The sequence below is a fragment of the Micromonospora sp. WMMD980 genome, assembly GCF_029626035.1.
Classification (GTDB): Bacteria; Actinomycetota; Actinomycetes; order Mycobacteriales; family Micromonosporaceae; genus Micromonospora.
In genome coordinates, this window is the sequence record NZ_JARUBE010000003.1 from 118496 (window position 1) to 132728 (window position 14233).

General features: G+C 67.3%; 8 protein-coding genes and 3 rRNA genes. 8 read left to right on the top strand and 3 right to left on the bottom strand.

The features are described from left to right. Nucleotides 1-13: 13 nt before the first annotated feature. Nucleotides 14-847, top strand: a complete 834-nt coding sequence (locus O7618_RS01045) for an EamA family transporter (protein ID WP_278104068.1) — start codon at nucleotides 14-16, stop codon at nucleotides 845-847. A gap of 41 nt (nucleotides 848-888) precedes the next feature. Continuing rightward, nucleotides 889-1686: a carbon-nitrogen hydrolase family protein gene (locus O7618_RS01050; protein ID WP_278104069.1), complete on the top strand. Its 798-nt coding sequence runs from the start codon at nucleotides 889-891 to the stop codon at nucleotides 1684-1686. A 5-nt stretch (nucleotides 1687-1691) separates the two neighbouring features. On the opposite strand, the gene O7618_RS01055 is transcribed toward O7618_RS01050, so the two are convergent. After that, nucleotides 1692-1913: a hypothetical protein gene (locus tag O7618_RS01055; RefSeq protein ID WP_278104070.1), complete on the bottom strand. Its 222-nt coding sequence runs from the start codon at nucleotides 1911-1913 to the stop codon at nucleotides 1692-1694. Between the two features lie 646 nt (nucleotides 1914-2559). Here O7618_RS01055 and O7618_RS01060 point away from each other — a divergent pair. The 3 genes from O7618_RS01060 to rrf all read left to right on the top strand — a co-directional run bounded on the left by O7618_RS01060 (nucleotide 2560) and on the right by rrf (nucleotide 7755). Then, nucleotides 2560-4074: ribosomal RNA gene (locus O7618_RS01060) — 16S ribosomal RNA — on the top strand. 374 nt (nucleotides 4075-4448) lie between these two features. Then, nucleotides 4449-7557 (top strand): 23S ribosomal RNA (locus O7618_RS01065). 81 nt (nucleotides 7558-7638) lie between these two features. Further along, a 5S ribosomal RNA gene (rrf, locus tag O7618_RS01070) occupies nucleotides 7639-7755 on the top strand. The 16S, 23S and 5S rRNA genes sit together here, the layout of an rRNA operon. A gap of 69 nt (nucleotides 7756-7824) precedes the next feature. Here rrf and O7618_RS01075 read toward each other — a convergent pair. Then, complete coding sequence (locus O7618_RS01075) at nucleotides 7825-8502, bottom strand: hypothetical protein (RefSeq protein WP_278104071.1); 678 nt, start codon at nucleotides 8500-8502, stop codon at nucleotides 7825-7827. A 69-nt stretch (nucleotides 8503-8571) separates the two neighbouring features. On the opposite strand from O7618_RS01075, the gene O7618_RS01080 reads away from it, so the two are divergent. The 3 genes from O7618_RS01080 to O7618_RS01090 are packed head-to-tail and all read left to right on the top strand — an operon-like array spanning nucleotide 8572 to nucleotide 12940. Continuing rightward, entirely contained in the window at nucleotides 8572-11190 is a 2619-nt protein-coding gene (locus O7618_RS01080) for a valine--tRNA ligase (protein ID WP_278104072.1), read from the top strand. After that, nucleotides 11187-12527: a folylpolyglutamate synthase/dihydrofolate synthase family protein gene (locus tag O7618_RS01085; protein ID WP_278104073.1), complete on the top strand. Its 1341-nt coding sequence runs from the start codon at nucleotides 11187-11189 to the stop codon at nucleotides 12525-12527. Before O7618_RS01080 ends, O7618_RS01085 begins: the two co-directional genes overlap by 4 nt. Then, nucleotides 12524-12940 (top strand): DUF4233 domain-containing protein, encoded by a 417-nt coding sequence (locus O7618_RS01090; protein ID WP_278104074.1) that lies wholly within the window; start codon nucleotides 12524-12526, stop codon nucleotides 12938-12940. Before O7618_RS01085 ends, O7618_RS01090 begins: the two co-directional genes overlap by 4 nt. A 17-nt stretch (nucleotides 12941-12957) precedes the next feature. Here the strand turns inward: O7618_RS01090 and O7618_RS01095 are convergent, their stop codons facing one another. Continuing rightward, nucleotides 12958-14208, bottom strand: coding sequence for a VOC family protein (locus O7618_RS01095; protein WP_278104075.1), 1251 nt, complete (start codon nucleotides 14206-14208; stop codon nucleotides 12958-12960). Between the last annotated feature and the right edge of the window lie 25 nt (nucleotides 14209-14233).

A 14233-nucleotide genomic window follows, 5' to 3' on the forward strand; every position in this document is an offset into this window, starting at 1 on the left:
GTACGACTGCGGGATGCTCCCCATTGTGCTCGCCGCGGTGTCCGCGATCGCGTTCGGCACGGCCGACTTCTCCGGCGGCAAGGCGTCGCGGCACGCCCACCCGGTCGCGGTCACCGTGGTGTCCCAACTGCTCAGCCTGCCGCTGCTGATCATGCTGGTGCTCGTCGTACCCGGCACGCCGGACGCCGTCGACCTGGCGTGGGGACTGCTCGCGGGCGTGGCCGGGGCGGCCGGCGTCATGCTGCTCTACCGGGCGCTGGCCACCGGCGTGATGGCGGTGGTGGCACCGGTCACCGCGATCACCGCCGCGGTGGTGCCGATCGTCGCCGGCCTCGTCGTGGCGCACTCCCCGGGCACGGTGGCGCTCACCGGTGCCGGCCTCGCCGTCCTGGCGATCGCATTGGTCAGCCTGGGCGAGCGCGGTGGCGGCGGGCGCGTCTCCCGCCGGGTCCTCGCCACCGCGCTCGCCGTGGGCCTGCTCTTCGGCGTCTTCTTCGCGCTGCTCGGTCAGGCCGACGCCGGCGGCGGCATGTGGCCGGTGCTGGCGGTGCGCGTCAGCACCGTCGCGTTCGGCCTCGCGCTCGCCGCCCGCGTCGGCGTGCGCCTGCGGCTGGGCCGGCGGGTGCTCGGCTGGGCCGCCGCTGCCGGCCTGCTCGACTCTGCGGCGAAGGCGCTTTTCCTCGCCGCCGCCGCGCGGGGCCATCTCAGCGTGGTGGCCGCCATCGCGTCGCTCTACCCGGCGAGCACCGTCCTGCTCGCGCTCGCGGTGGACCGGGAACGGCTGCGTCCGGTCCAGTTGGCCGGGCTCGGGTTCGCCGCCGCCGCGCTCGTGCTGGCCAGCGTCTGAGCCCTGTCGTCCGGCGGCCCGGAGCCCGTACCCTCGGTGTCATGCGCGTCGCCGTCTGCCAGCTCAACGCCCGCGACGATCGGGCGGCGAATCTCGCCGCCGCCGAGGACCTGCTGGTCAGGGCTGCGGCGGCCGGCGCCGATCTCGCGCTCCTCCCGGAGTACGTCGACTACCTCGGCCACGCCGACCGGATGCCGCCGGCCGAGCCGGTCGACGGCGAGGTGGGGCGGTTCTTCGCCGCGACCGCGCGCCGACTCGGCCTCTGGGTGATCGCGGGTTCGTTCCACGAGGCCGGCCCGGACCCGGCGCACACCTGGAACACCTCGCTGGTCTTCGACCGGGAGGGCACGCTCGCCGCCGCCTATCGCAAGATCCACCTATACGACGTGGAGATCCCCGGCCGCGTCTCCTATCAGGAGTCGGCCACCGTCGCGCCGGGGGAGAGGCCGGTGGTGGTCGACGTGGAGGGCCTCCGCGTCGGCTTGTCGATCTGCTACGACCTGCGCTTTCCCGAGCTCTACCGGCAGCTCGCCGTCGACGGCGGCGCCGAACTCCTGGTGGTGCCGGCCGCGTTCATGATGCACACCGGGCGGGACCACTGGGAGGTGCTGCTCCGGGCCCGGGCGATCGAGAACCAGTGCTTCGTGGCGGCCGCGGGTCAGACCGGCGACCACGAGCCGGGCCGCACCTGTTTCGGACGGAGCATGGTGGTGGACCCGTGGGGGACGGTGGTGAGCCAGGTCGCCGATGGTCCGGGCCTGGCCGTCGCGGAGATCGACCTGGACCGGTTGCGCACCGTCCGGGCCGAACTGCCGAGCCTCGCCAACCGCCGGCTCTGAGCGGTTCAGGCCCCCAGGAGCAGGCCGACCACGGCGAAGCCGGCGATCGCCGCCGCGGTGATCAGCAGCGCGGTGGTCATCCGCGATGGGCCGCGGCGGACGAGTCGCCGCACCGACAGCAGGAGTACGGCGAGCACGAAGGCCCCGATGACCAGCTGCCAGAACGGCAGCAGGAGGCCGAGCAGGGCCTCCTCGGCCAGGGCCGGGCGTCGGGACAGGTCAGTCATGTCGACAACTCTGGCACGGCGCACCTCGGCGCGTACCTCTCCGACAGAGCGTTTTCTCGGGCGCGGCGGCTCGCGCAAAGGCAGTGACGATCATTGATTTGCCTTCCCGGGCCGCTCCGCGTAACTTTCTCTCTGCACGCGGGAGGCCGGGGCAAACCGGCCGAGAACGGGCGCCGGGCTGGTGGCGGTGACGCCGAGCCAGACCGAGGACTCGGGTGGTGCGGGACGACTTCGGAGACACGGAGTTGCGAACGCGAAGCCGACCGGGTAGAGTTCGAAAGCCGGCAGGGAGCCGGGCGGGTGGTTGCGAGAGCGACGCCGGCCGGTCCGCCGAAACCACGGGAGAAGCGATCACCGGAAACGGTGAGCGTCAGCGTGGATCGATTCGAGCCAGGTTGATCACCTCAAAACAAGAGGTTGACAGCGAAACTCGAGTCGGGTAAGTTAGAGAGGTTGCCCCAAGCGGGGGCCCTACGGTGTAGGGTTTCTGGGCGGTGTGTGGTTGTTCTTTGAGAACTCAACAGGGTGCTTGTAAAGCCAGTGCCAATTGTTTTATACCCCGGACTGGTCAGGCTGTTGTCTGGCTGGTTGGGATTCCTTTGGCAACACTTTTGTTGCCAGGACATTGTGTCCGACAAATAGGTTTTTGTTGGAGAGTTTGATCCTGGCTCAGGACGAACGCTGGCGGCGTGCTTAACACATGCAAGTCGAGCGGAAAGGCCTTTCGGGGTACTCGAGCGGCGAACGGGTGAGTAACACGTGAGCAACCTGCCCTAGGCTTTGGGATAACCCCGGGAAACCGGGGCTAATACCGAATATGACCTCGCATCGCATGGTGTGTGGTGGAAAGTTTTTCGGCCTGGGATGGGCTCGCGGCCTATCAGCTTGTTGGTGGGGTGATGGCCTACCAAGGCGACGACGGGTAGCCGGCCTGAGAGGGCGACCGGCCACACTGGGACTGAGACACGGCCCAGACTCCTACGGGAGGCAGCAGTGGGGAATATTGCACAATGGGCGGAAGCCTGATGCAGCGACGCCGCGTGAGGGATGACGGCCTTCGGGTTGTAAACCTCTTTCAGCAGGGACGAAGCGTAAGTGACGGTACCTGCAGAAGAAGCGCCGGCCAACTACGTGCCAGCAGCCGCGGTAAGACGTAGGGCGCGAGCGTTGTCCGGATTTATTGGGCGTAAAGAGCTCGTAGGCGGCTTGTCGCGTCGACCGTGAAAACCTGGGGCTCAACCCCAGGCCTGCGGTCGATACGGGCAGGCTAGAGTTCGGTAGGGGAGACTGGAATTCCTGGTGTAGCGGTGAAATGCGCAGATATCAGGAGGAACACCGGTGGCGAAGGCGGGTCTCTGGGCCGATACTGACGCTGAGGAGCGAAAGCGTGGGGAGCGAACAGGATTAGATACCCTGGTAGTCCACGCTGTAAACGTTGGGCGCTAGGTGTGGGGGGCCTCTCCGGTTCCCTGTGCCGCAGCTAACGCATTAAGCGCCCCGCCTGGGGAGTACGGCCGCAAGGCTAAAACTCAAAGGAATTGACGGGGGCCCGCACAAGCGGCGGAGCATGCGGATTAATTCGATGCAACGCGAAGAACCTTACCTGGGTTTGACATGGCCGCAAAACCTCCAGAGATGGGGGGTCCTTCGGGGGCGGTCACAGGTGGTGCATGGCTGTCGTCAGCTCGTGTCGTGAGATGTTGGGTTAAGTCCCGCAACGAGCGCAACCCTCGTTCGATGTTGCCAGCGCGTTATGGCGGGGACTCATCGAAGACTGCCGGGGTCAACTCGGAGGAAGGTGGGGATGACGTCAAGTCATCATGCCCCTTATGTCCAGGGCTTCACGCATGCTACAATGGCCGGTACAATGGGCTGCGATACCGTGAGGTGGAGCGAATCCCAAAAAGCCGGTCTCAGTTCGGATCGGGGTCTGCAACTCGACCCCGTGAAGTCGGAGTCGCTAGTAATCGCAGATCAGCAACGCTGCGGTGAATACGTTCCCGGGCCTTGTACACACCGCCCGTCACGTCACGAAAGTCGGCAACACCCGAAGCCGGTGGCCCAACCCTTGTGGAGGGAGCCGTCGAAGGTGGGGCTGGCGATTGGGACGAAGTCGTAACAAGGTAGCCGTACCGGAAGGTGCGGCTGGATCACCTCCTTTCTAAGGAGCACCATCCGGCGAAAGCTGGTATGGAGCCCGCGACCTGCGAATGTCGGGTCGGGGTGCTCAGATGGCGGAGACACTGGCAAGTTTGTCCTCGGCAACGGCCGGGGGTGCTTAGTACAGCCACTTCGGTGGTGGGAACGGTTGCCTCTGGTGCGGCTGGGGAGGAGCGTAAGCACCCTGTTGGGTCCTGAAGGAACAACCGCTGGTTGTTGTCTTCGGAGCCTTGGAGACGGGCGGGAGCCTGTCGGGGCGCCAGGCATGGCCTGGTTCTTCATACCGCCGGCGGTGAGCTGGGTCTGGTGGGGAACTGTTCGGGTTGTGGGTTGGTCGTTTGTTGAGAATTGCACAGTGGACGCGAGCATCTTTGTGGTCAAGTTGTCAAGGGCGAACGGTGGATGCCTTGGCACCAGGAGCCGATGAAGGACGTGGGAGGCCGCGATAGGCCTGGGGGAGCTGTCAACCAAGCTGTGATCCCAGGGTGTCCGAATGGGGGAACCCGGCATCAGTCATGTGATGTCACCCGCACCTGAACACATAGGGTGTGTGGGGGGAACGCGGGGAAGTGAAACATCTCAGTACCCGTAGGAAGAGAAAACAAATAGTGATTCCGTGAGTAGTGGCGAGCGAAAGCGGATTGAGGCTAAACCGGCGGCGTGTGATACCTGTCAGGGGTTGCGTGGTCGGGGTTGTGGGACCCTGCTGATTGTGCTGACACACGGTCGAGGAGTTACAAAGCCAGTGGTTAGTCGAACAGTCTGGAATGGCTGACCGTAGACGGTGATAGTCCGGTAGGTGAAAGCTGCTGGTCTTCTGTGGGTGTTCCCGAGTAGCGGCGGACTCCTGAAATCTGCCGTGAATCTGCCAGGACCACCTGGTAAGCCTAAATACTTCCTGGTGACCGATAGCGGACGAGTACCGTGAGGGAATGGTGAAAAGTACCCCGGGAGGGGAGTGAAATAGTACCTGAAACCGTTCGCCTACAATCCGTCGGAGCCTTACGGGGTGACGGCGTGCCTTTTGAAGAATGAGCCTGCGAGTTAGTGGCATGTGGCGAGGTTAACCCGGGTGGGGGAGCCGTAGCGAAAGCGAGTCTGAATAGGGCGTTTTTAGTCGCATGCTCTAGACCCGAAGCGGAGTGATCTAGCCATGGGCAGGCTGAAGCGCGGGTAAGACCGCGTGGAGGGCCGAACCCACCAACGTTGAAAAGTTGGGGGATGACCTGTGGTTAGGGGTGAAAGGCCAATCAAACTCCGTGATAGCTGGTTCTCCCCGAAATGCATTTAGGTGCAGCGTCGCGTGTTTCTTGCCGGAGGTAGAGCACTGGATGGTCTAGGGGGCCCACAAGCTTACCGAAATCAGCCAAACTCCGAATGCCGGTAAGTGAGAGCGCGGCAGTGAGACTGCGGGGGATAAGCTTCGTAGTCGAGAGGGAAACAGCCCAGATCACCAGCTAAGGCCCCTAAGCGTGTGCTAAGTGGAAAAGGATGTGGGGTCGCATAGACAACCAGGAGGTTGGCTTAGAAGCAGCCACCCTTTAAAGAGTGCGTAATAGCTCACTGGTCAAGTGGTTCCGCGCCGACAATGTAGCAGGGCTCAAGCACACCGCCGAAGCTGTGGCATTCACATTTCAACTTCGCGGCGCCGTGATGTGCCGTGCAGGTGTGTGGATGGGTAGGGGAGCGTCGTGCCGGGGGTGAAGCGACGGGGTGACCTAGTTGTGGACACGGCACGAGTGAGAATGCAGGCATGAGTAGCGAAAGAAGGGTGAGAAACCCTTCCGCCGGATGACCAAGGGTTCCAGGGCCAGGCTAATCCGCCCTGGGTGAGTCGGGACCTAAGGCGAGGCCGAGAGGCGTAGTCGATGGACAACGGGTTGATATTCCCGTACCCGCGAAAGAGCGACCCTGACGAACCTCGTTGTGCTAACCACCCGAGCTCCGGGAGGTCTTCGGACCGAACGGGGGGAGCGTGGGAACCTGGCGGGTAGTAGTCAAGCGATGGGGTGACGCAGGAAGGTAGCTGATCCCGGCCGGTGGTTGTGCCGGGGTAAGCGTGTAGGCCGTGCCGTAGGCAAATCCGCGGCGCATGTAGGCTGAGACGTGATGCCGAGCCGATTCAGGTGAAGTCAGTGATCCTATGCTGCCGAGAAAAGCCTCTAGCGAGTTCTGAGCGGCCCGTACCCCAAACCGACACAGGTGGTCAGGTAGAGAATACCGAGGCGATCGGGCGAACTGTGGTTAAGGAACTCGGCAAATTGCCCCCGTAACTTAGGGAGAAGGGGGGCCGGAGACGTGAAGCCCCGCGCGGGTGGAGCGTTGTATGGCCGCAGAGAGCAGGGGGAAGCGACTGTTTACTAAAAACACAGGTCCATGCGAAGAAGTAATTCGATGTATATGGACTGACGCCTGCCCGGTGCTGGAACGTTAAGGGGACCTGTTAGCTCTTCGGGGCGAAGCGGAGAACTTAAGCGCCAGTAAACGGCGGTGGTAACTATAACCATCCTAAGGTAGCGAAATTCCTTGTCGGGTAAGTTCCGACCTGCACGAATGGCGTAACGACTTCCCCACTGTCTCAACCACAGGCCCGGCGAAATTGCATTACGAGTAAAGATGCTCGTTACGCGCGGCAGGACGGAAAGACCCCGGGACCTTTACTATAGCTTGACATTGGTATCTGAATTAGCTTGTGTAGGATAGGTGGGAGCCGGTGAAGTCCATACGCCAGTATGGGTGGAGGCAATCTTGAAATACCACTCTGGTTGATTTGGGTATCTAACTTCGGACCGTTATCCGGTTCAGGGACAGTGTCTGGTGGGTAGTTTAACTGGGGCGGTTGCCTCCTAAAGGGTAACGGAGGCGCCCAAAGGTTCCCTCAGCCTGGTTGGCAATCAGGTGTTGAGTGCAAGTGCACAAGGGAGCTTGACTGTGAGACTGACAGGTCGAGCAGGGACGAAAGTCGGGACTAGTGATCCGGCACTGGCATGTGGAAGCGGTGTCGCTCAACGGATAAAAGGTACCCCGGGGATAACAGGCTGATCTTCCCCAAGAGTCCATATCGACGGGATGGTTTGGCACCTCGATGTCGGCTCGTCGCATCCTGGGGCTGTAGCAGGTCCCAAGGGTTGGGCTGTTCGCCCATTAAAGCGGTACGCGAGCTGGGTTTAGAACGTCGTGAGACAGTTCGGTCCCTATCCGCCGTGCGCGTAGGATACTTGAGAAGGGCTGTCCCTAGTACGAGAGGACCGGGACGGACGAACCTCTGGTGTGCCAGTTGTCCCGCCAGGGGCACGGCTGGTTAGCTACGTTCGGAAGGGATAACCGCTGAAAGCATCTAAGCGGGAAGCTCGCTTCAAGATGAGGTATCCCACCCACTTTGTGGGGTAAGGCCCCCAGCTAGACGACTGGGTTGATAGGCCGGAAATGTAAGCCCGGTAACGGGTTCAGTTGACCGGTACTAATAGGCCGAGGACTTGACTACCAAGCTGCTACGCGTCCACTGTGCAACTCTGAACACTCGAACACCCCACACGCGTGTGTGTGTTTGACATGTTCATAGAGTTACGGCGGTCATGGCGGAGGGGAAACGCCCGGCAACATTCCGAACCCGGAAGCTAAGCCCTCCAGCGCCGATGGTACTGCACTCGGGAGGGTGTGGGAGAGTAGGACACCGCCGGACAATCTTTCAATGAGGGCCACCCCCAACGGGGTGGCCCTCATTGCATTTCCCCCGTTTCCGGGGAGTGGCTCAGCGACGCTGGACGCCCTCGCGGATCTGCCGGAACAGGGTCGCGGCGTCGTCGACCGGGCGACCCGGGAACATCCCCATCGCCACGCTGCCGTGATCGGCCCAACCGCAGACCGCGAAGTCGCCGCCGTCGCCGCTCGTCCGGCCGCACTTCATCACGCCGCCCAGGCGGCCGGCGTCGACCTCGCGCAGACCGGCCACCTTGCCGGTCTCGTCGGCCATCAGGTCGAACAGGGTGTCTAGGTCGCGCTCGGGCTGCCAGAGCAGCGTGGTGCCGCCGAACATCAGCACCGACCGCTTCGCGTCCGCCGGGTCGGTGTAGACCGTGCCGAAGCTGCGGTCCAGGTCGATGTCGGCGGCGAAACCGTCGCGCAGGTAGTCCGCGGTGCTGCGGGCCCGGTCGCTGTCGTCGCGGGTGAGCCCGGCCACGTTCCCCGGCTGGGTGAGGCGCGTGTCCTTCTGCTGGTAGACCCGCCAGCCGGCGACACCGAGCGCGCCGGCCCCGGCGAGACCGACCACCAGCGCGGCGGCCAGCACGATCTTCCGGCGCCGCGACACGGGCTGCCGTTCGGACTCCTGGGCCGGATCGCGGCGACTGAGTCGGATCGGTTCGTCGGTCAACTCGACCGGACCGTTGCCCCCGTCGACCGGACGCTCGGTGAGATGCGCGTCGGACATGTCCGCCACCGTACGCGAATCACCGGTGGCGCACGTCGGGTCTCCGGAAGCGCTCCGTAGACTTTCAGGGTGACCGAGAGACTGGATGCCCACCGCCCCGCCGCCCCGACCCTTGCCGGCCAGTACCAGCCCGGCGAGGTAGAGCAGCGGCGGTACGAGCAGTGGGTGGCCGGCGGACACTTCCGGGCGTCGGCGCAGAGCGACAAGCCGCCCTTCACCATCGTCATTCCGCCGCCGAACGTCACCGGGTCGCTGCACATGGGCCACGCGTTCGAGCACACGCTGATGGACGCACTGATCCGGCGCAAGAAGATGCAGGGCTACGAGGCGCTGTGGCTGCCCGGCATGGACCACGCCGGCATCGCCACCCAGAATCTGGTCGAGCGGCAGCTCGCCGGCGAGGGGCTGTCCCGGCACGACCTGGGGCGGGAGAAGTTCGTCAAGCGGGTCTGGCAGTGGAAGGCCGAGTCCGGCGGCGCGATCCTCGGCCAGATGCGCCGGCTCGGCGACGCCGTCGACTGGGACCGCGAGCGCTTCACCATGGACGAGGGCCTCTCCCGGGCCGTGCAGACCATGTTCAAGAAGCTCTTCGACGACGGCCTGATCTACCGGGCCAACCGGATCATCAACTGGTGCCCGCGCTGCCTCACCGCGCTCTCCGACATCGAGGTCGAGCACACCGACGACGAGGGCGAGCTGATCTCGATCCGCTACGGCGACGAGGTCGTGGTGGCCACCACCCGGGCCGAGACCATGCTGGGCGACACCGCCGTCGCGGTGCACCCGGACGACGAGCGTTACCGCCACCTGATCGGCACCGAGGTGGCGCTGCCGCTCACCGACCGGCGCATCCCGATCGTCGCCGACGAGCACGTCGACCCGAGCTTCGGCACCGGCATGGTCAAGGTGACCCCGGCGCACGACCCGAACGACTTCGAGATCGGCCAGCGGCACGACCTGCCCTCGTTGACGATCATGGACGAGCGCGGCGTCATCACCGCCCCCGGGCCGTTCGCGGGCCTGGACCGCTACGAGGCCCGCCCGGCCATCGTGGCGGCGCTGCGCGAGCAGGGCCGGATCGTCGCCGAGAAGCGGCCCTACCTGCACGCGGTCGGGCACTGCTCGCGGTGCAAGACGACCGTCGAGCCGCGGCTGTCGCTCCAGTGGTTCGTCAACACCGGGCCGCTGGCCAAGGCGGCCGGCGACGCGGTGCGGGACGGCCGGGTGACGATCGAGCCGGCCGAGCTGGCCAAGCGTTACTTCGCCTGGGTCGACAACATGCACGACTGGTGCATCTCGCGTCAGCTCTGGTGGGGCCACCGCATTCCGGTCTGGTACGGCCCGGCCGGCGAGATCGTCTGCGTCGGCCCGGACGAGGCGCCGCCGACCGGCGAGGGCTGGCGGCAGGACGAGGACGTGCTGGACACCTGGTTCTCCAGCGGCCTCTGGCCGTTCTCCACCCTCGGCTGGCCGGAGCAGACCCCGGACCTGGCGAAGTTCTACCCGACGAGCGTGCTGGTCACCGGCTACGACATCCTGTTCTTCTGGGTCGCCCGGATGATGATGTTCGGCCTGTACGCGATGGACGGCGTGCAGCCGTTCGACGTGGTGGCGCTGCACGGCATGGTCCGTGACGAGCACGGCAAGAAGATGTCGAAGTCGTTCGGCAACGTGGTGGACCCGCTGGACTGGATCGACCGGTTCGGCGCCGACGCCACCCGGTTCACGCTGGCCCGCGGCGCCAACCCCGGCCAGGACGCGCCGGTCAGCGAGGAGTGGTGCCAGGGCTCCCGCAACTTCTGCAACAAGCTCTGGAACGCCACCCGGTTCGCGCTGCTCAACGGCGCGCACACCGACGGGCCGCTGCCGGACGCCGGGACTCTGTCGACCGTCGACCGGTGGATCCTGTCCCGGCTGGCGCACGTCACCGCCGAGGTGGACGAACAGTTCGAGGCGTACGAGTGCGCGAAGGTCTGTGATCTGCTCTACCACTTCGCCTGGGACGACGTCTGCGACTGGTACGTCGAGCTGAGCAAGCCGGTGCTCGCCGAGGGCGGGCCGGCGGCGGACGCCACCCGGCGGGTGCTGGGTCACGTGCTGGACCAGCTCCTGCGGCTGCTGCACCCGGTGATCCCGTTCGTCACCGACGAGCTGTGGGCCGCGTTGACCGGCGGCGAGACCGTGCTGACGGCCCCCTGGCCGGTCGCCGACCGTACCGGAGTCGACGACGCCGCGGAGGGCGAGGTCGGCACCCTCCAACGGGTGGTGACCGAGGTCCGGCGGTTCCGGTCGGACCAGGGGCTGCGGCCGACCCAGCGGGTCGCCGCCCGGCTCGACGGCCTGGCCGGCGCGGGCATCGCGGCGCACGAGCCGCTGGTCCGCTCGTTGGCCCGGCTCGACGTGCCCGGCGACGACTTCCAGGCCGGCGCCACGCTGGCCATGCCCGGCGAGGTGAGCGTCGCCCTCGACACCCGGGGCGCCATCGACGTGGCCGCCGAGCGGGCCCGGCTCACCAAGGACCGGGTGGCGGCCGAGAAGGAGGCCACCCAGGCGCGGGCCAAGCTGGGCAATCCCGCGTTCGTCGACAAGGCGCCCGAGCCGGTGGTCGCGAAGATCCGGGACCGGCTGGCGGTGGCCGAGGCGGACCTGGTCCGGATCGACGCCGCGCTGGAGGCGCTGCCCTCATGAGCGACCGTACCGATCCGGCGTTCGCGGAGGTGGAGGCCGCGCTCAACGCGCGCGGCTTCACCCGGATGCGCTTCGAGCTGGAGAAGATCGAGAGCCTGCTCGACCTGCTGGGCAGCCCGCAGCGGGCGTACCCGTCGATCCACCTGACCGGCACCAACGGCAAGACCTCGACGGCCCGCATGATCGACTCGCTGCTGCGGGCGTTCGGGCTGCACACCGGACGCTACACCAGCCCACACCTGGAGACCGTCCGGGAGCGGATCAGCCTGGACGGCGAGCCGGTGAGCGAGGAGCGGTTCGTGTCGACGTACCGCGAGATCGCGCCGCTGGCGGAGCTGGTCGACCAGCGGTCCGCCGAGCCGCTCACCTACTTCGACCTGACCACGGCGCTGGCGTTCGCCACGTTCGCCGACGCCCCGGTCGACGTCGCGGTGGTGGAGGTCGGGCTCGGCGGCGCGGAGGACGCCACGAACGTGATCCAGGCCGGCGTCGCCGTGATCACCCCGATCGGGCTGGACCACACCGAGTGGCTCGGCGACACCATCGAGGACATCGCGCTGCACAAGGCCGGCATCATCCACCCCGGCGCCACCGTGATCGCGGCGGCGCAGGAGGAGGAGGCGGCCCGGCCGATCCTGGAACGCTGCGCCGAGGTCAACGCCACCGTCGCCCGCGAGGGCGCCGAGTTCGGGGTGATGCGCCGGGCGGTCGCGGTCGGCGGCCAGGTGCTCACCATCCAGGGCCTGGGCGGAGTGTACGAGGAGATCTTCATCCCGCTGCACGGCGCGCACCAGGCGCAGAACGCCGCCGTGGCGCTGGCCGCCGTGGAGGCGTTCCTCGGCGCCGGCGCGCGGCGGCAGCTCGACATCGAGGCGGTCCGGGAGGGCTTCGCCGCGACCAGCTCCCCGGGTCGGCTGGAGCGGGTGCGTACCGCCCCGACGGTGCTGCTCGACGGCGCGCACAACCCGCACGGGATGGCCGCCACGGTGGCGGCGCTCCAGGAGGAGTTCGCGTTCAGCAAGCTGGTCGGCGTGCTGGCCGTGCTCGGTGACAAGGACGCGGCCGGGCTGCTCGACCTGCTCGAACCGGTGCTCGACACGATCGTGGTCGCGGAGAACAGCTCGCCCCGGGCGATGCCGGTCGACGAGTTGGCCGAGCTGGCCCGGGAGGTCTTCGGGGCGGAGCGGGTGCAGGTGGCCCGGGAGATGCCCGACGCCATCGAGGCGGCGGTGGCGGAGGCCGAGTCGGACGTGCCGGGCGAGTTGGCAGGGGTGGGCGTGCTGATCACCGGTTCGGTGGTGACCGTGGCCGACGCCCGCCGGCTGCTCAAGCGATGACCGGCCCGGAGCAGCGCCCGGACGCGGAGCCGCAGCCCGACGCGGAGTCGGGCCCGGAGCAGCCGGGCGGCGTCCGTCGCTCCGGGCTACGGAACCCGGACAAGGCGGTACGCGGCCTGGGCGCCGGCACGCTCTCGCTGGAGGCGCTGGTGCTGCTGCTGGCCATCCAGCCGATCCGGGTCGTCGGTGGCGACCTGAGCGGCGCCGCGATCGCGGCGATCGTCGCGCTGGCGGTGGCCTGCGTGGTGCTGGCCGGCATGATGCGCCGAGACTGGGCCTGGCACGCCGGGACCGTGGTGCAGGGCCTGCTGCTGCTCTCCGGGTTGCTGCACTGGTCGCTGCTCGTGCTCGGCGTCATCTTCGCGCTGGTGTGGGCGTACGCGTGGCACGTGCGGCGGGTCATCCTCGGCTGAGCGCCCCGCCTCGCACCTCAGGCGTCGGCGAGCGAGCGCCACTGGGTCAGCGCGACGCCGTGCCCGTCGGGGTCACGGAACGCGGCGGCCCACACCTCCAGCTTGGTGCCCCGGTTGACCACCCGGGGGGCGTACGTGAACCGGACGCCGGACTCGCGCAGCCGCTCGTACGCCGCCTGGATGTCGTCGACCTCCAGGTTGACGTGCACCAGCCGGCGGCTGATCGGGGCGGCGCCGGTGACCCGGCGCAACACCAGCCGGGTCGGCCCGGAGCCGAGCACCGCGTTGCCCTCGCCCCGGTCCAGCTCGTCGAACCCCAGCTCCCGGTAGAAGTCGAGGGACCGGTCCAGGTCGGTGACGAGCAGCGTGATCCCGACCCCGCTGATCGGGCTGGCCAGCTCGTCCGGCTCGGCGGCGCCGGCCGGACCGAAGATGGCCTCGTCCAGCTCCTGCGGGGTGGGCGGCGCCTCCCGCTCCGGGGCGTCCAGCGGGACGTCGATCGACTCCACCGCCACGGTGTCGTCGGCTCGTTCCTCGGCGGGCGGGCGGGGCACCGGTGCGCGCCGGGGGAGCGGGCCCGGCGGGGCCGGCTCGACAAGCTGCCCCTCCAGCACGACCGGGCCGCCGGGCCGCTGGCGCGACACCACCGGCTCGCGGTCCCCCGGCCGCGACGGGAGGTCGTCCAGCAGCGGATCCGGCGCCGGCGGGTAGTCGTCGCGGAAGTCGTCCTCCGGGGCGCGCCCGGCCCACGGCGGCGCCTCCTGCGCGATGAGCGTCTCGTCGAACGGGTCGGCGTCGGCGTACTCTGGCGGCAGGTCGGCGACCGGCGCGGAGTTCTCGGTGTGGGTGGGCACCTCGTCCCAGAGCACCCGGACGTGACGCTGGTCGTCGAGAGCCACCCGGACGGGCAGCGCCTGGCCGAGCGACGGCCACTTGGCGACCGGCACCCGCGGCTCGATGATCTTCTTGGACCGGGGCGGCAGCCCCGGGGCGTCGATCACCAGTTGCAGCTCGCAGCGGCCGAACGCGTACTGGGTGGGGGGTTCGGAGGCGCTGTGCACGTGTCCCAGGCCGACCACCCAGGTGCGGCCACCGCCCCGGACCGTGGCCAGGGCGATCGCCAGCACCAGCAGCGCGACGCCGAGCGCCACGATCGCCCAGCTGGTCATCCCCAGGCCGAACAGGGTCACGAACGCGGCCACGGTGCCCAGCACCGCGCCGATCAGCTTGCGTACCGGCGCGATGGTGCGGTTCCCGCCATTCGCCACAGTGGACCTCCCAGGGGTTCCATGG